At 65.8% G+C, this 3,110-nt stretch carries 1 protein-coding gene; it reads right to left on the reverse strand.

Features of this window, described 5'->3' with window-relative positions; translation table 11 throughout:
* Positions 1-3,110 (reverse strand): condensation domain-containing protein (locus H292_RS28425; RefSeq protein WP_037188332.1); only part of this gene is annotated, 3,110 nt, incomplete at both ends.

The following is a 3,110-nucleotide window of genomic DNA, read 5'->3' on the forward strand; positions in this document are numbered from 1 at the left end:
CGGCGATTCGGGTGTGGGGTGCGGTGGCGAGGGTGTGTAGGGCGGTGTCGAGGAGTGTGGTGAGGGTGGTGATGGTGTGGTGGGTGATGCGGTGTGGTTGGTAGGAGAGTTCGATGGTGATGTGGGTGGGTGTGGGCAGGATGCCGAGGGTGAGGGGATAGTGGGTGGAGTCGTGGATGTCGACCGAGGTGACGGTGAGGTCGTCGTCCACTGCGGTGTTGTTGTCGTCGATGGGGTAGTTCTCGTAGACGAGGAGGGTGTCGAAGAGGGCGGGGAGTCCGGTGAGGTGGTGCAGGTCCGGTAGTGGGGTGTGGTGGTGGTCGAGGACGGTGGTGTTGTGGTGGTGGATTTGGTCGAGGAGTTCGCCGACGGTGGGGTTGTGGCCGAGGTGGGCGGGGGTGGGGATGGTGTTGAGGAACATGCCGACGGCGGTGTCGATGCCGTCGATGTGGGCGGGTCGTCCGGAGACGGTGGCGCCGAAGGTGATGGTGGGTTGTCCGGTGATGGCGTTCAGGGTCAGTGCCCAGGCGGTGTGGAGGACGGTGTTGAGGGTGGTGCTGTGGGTGCGGGCGAGGGTGTGGAGTTGGTCGGTGAGGATGGGGTCGATGGTGTGGGTGAGTTCGATCGGTTGTGCTGTGTCGGTGGTGGCTGCGTCGGTGGTGGCGATGAGGGTGGGTTCGGTGACGTCGGCGAGGGCGGTGTTCCAGGTGTCGAGTGAGGTGGTGTGGTCGTGGTGGGTGAGCCAGTGGAGGAAGCTCGGGTAGGTGGTGTCGGGGAGTGCGGGTGTGGTGGGGTTGTTGTAGGTGCGGAGCAGTGTGGCGATCAGGGGCGGGGTGGACCAGCCGTCGGTGATGGCGTGGTGGACGGTCAGGATGAGGGTGTGCTGGTCGGCTGCGGTCGTGACCGCGGTGACGCGCATCAACGGCGCCTCGTCGAGCGCCAACGGGATCGTCCGGTCTGCGTCGATGATCGCCGCGATCGCGTCCGTGTCGTACGTATCGATATCGGTATGCGAAAGAGTGACGGTGGCATCGGTGGGGATCACTGCGACGTATTCGCCGTTCGCAGCGGGTGTGATCGCGGCCTTGAGGTTGGGGTGTGTGTCCGTGAGTCGATCAAGGGCGATGCGGAGCCTGTCCAAGTCGAGCAGCCCGGTCACCGTCACCGCAGTGTGGGTGAGGTACACGTCGGTACCGGACACAGCGCCGAGCATGGATTCGAAAACCATGCCGTGTTGGAGTGGTGTCAGTGGTTGGACGTCGGTGAGGTCGCCGTAACGCTCTTCCCATGCGGTGACATCGTTGTAGGTGAGACCGGTGGCGGTGAAGTCGGTCAGTGAGCGTCGGCTGCGGCCGGTGTAGGCGGCGAGGCATCGCAGCGTGGCTGTCCACAACTGGACGAGTTCGTGTGCTTGTTCGGTGGTGAGAATTTTCTCGGCGTAGGCGAAGGAACCGTCGAAGACGGTCGCGCCGTCGGCGTCCGACACCGCGGCGATGTTGGCGTCGACAACTGCGGCGGCGGGAAGCTCTGCGGGCACGTGTCCACGGATGCCCGGGATTTCGGGGGCGCTGGTCCAGGAGCGGTCACCAGCTGTGCCGCTGGTGAAGTTACCAAGGTAGTTGAATCCGATGTCCGGAATGTTCTGTGGGAGAGCAGCTTCGGTGTTGAGGTGGGTGAGTATGCCGTAGCCGATGCCGCGGTCCGGGACGCGTGCGAGTGTGTCTTTGATGCGTAGTACGGCGTCGGCGGCGAGGGTGGGGTCGGTGATGGTGTCGATCGGGTCGAGGTCGGTGAGGTCGGCGAGGATCGGGTACCAGGTGGTGAACCAGCCGATCGAGCGGGAGAGGTCTGCTCCGGGGACGAGGGTTTCTTGGCGGCCGTGGCCTTCCATGCCGATGGTGACCGGGCGTGGCTCGAGGCCGTGGCGTGCGCGCCATGTGCAGGTCGCGATGCCCAGTGCGGTGAGGAGGATGTCTTCGACGCTCGCCGAGAGGGCGGTGGTGATGTCGCCGATGAGGGTAGCGGTGAGGTCGGCGGGAACCGTGACCTCGATCTGTCCGGTTGTGGCGTGAGTGTCGCGCTCCGGGTCGACGCTCCGCTCGCCGAAGAGAGGCTGTGTGGCGTCGGCGACGGTGTTCCAGTGCTCGAGTTGGTCGGTGAGGTGGGGGTCGCGTGCGCGTTCGGTCAGTGCGTGGGTCCATGTGGTGATGGAGGTTCCGGCGGGGAGCAGGTCGTCTTCGGTGGCGCCGGTTTCGAGTGCCCAGGCGTGTGCGAGGTCGTCTTGAAGGATGCGCCAGGAGACTCCGTCGACGGCGAGGTGGTGGATGACCATGACGAGGCGGCCGGTGGTGTCACCGAAGTCGGTGTCGTTGGGGTTGGTGTCACCGGAGTGGGTGCACCACAGGGCGCGCCACAGAATCCCGTTCGTCGGATCGAGTTGCCCGGAGAGCCGTGTCGTCTCGGCAGTGACGTATGCAGGCCAGCGCGGTCCGGACCAGCCGTCGGTGAATTCGGTGGTGTCGAGTCGGGCGGTGACCTCGATCGGGGTGGCGGCGCCGGTGAAGTGTGGTGCGCCGGAGTTGTCGATGTCGAGGCGGCCCTGCAGGGTCGGGTGATGTCCGATGACGCGGGTGAGGATTCGGTGGAGGGTGTCGGTGGTGAGGTCGGGTGGGGTGGTGAAGACGAAGGATTGGGTGAAGTGGTCGAAGCCGGGTCGGTCTACGTAGCGGGCGGCGATGGGTTGCAGTGGTGCGGTGGTGACGGTGGTGGGTCCGGTTTCGGTGTGGGTCTGGGTGTGGGTGTCGGCGATTCGTGCCAGGGCGCTGATGGTGCGGTGGGTGAAGATGTCGGCGGCGGTGATGGTGATGCCGGCGCGGCGGGCTGCGGTGACGACCTGGATGGAGGAGATGGAGTCGCCGCCGAGGCGGAAGAAGTCGTCGTCGATCGACAGTGGGGTGTCGGTGGGCAGGTGCAGGATGTCGGCGAAGACGGTGGCGAGGGTGGTTTCGGTGACCGTGGTGGGGTGTTGTCCGCCGGTGAGTGCTCCGGTGAGGTCGGGTGCGGGTAGTGCGCGGCGGTCGAGTTTGCCGTTGGGGGTGACCGGGACGGTG

Origin of the sequence: Rhodococcus sp. 114MFTsu3.1, assembly GCF_000383555.1 — a bacterium.
GTDB lineage: Bacteria > Actinomycetota > Actinomycetes > Mycobacteriales > Mycobacteriaceae > Rhodococcoides > Rhodococcoides fascians_E.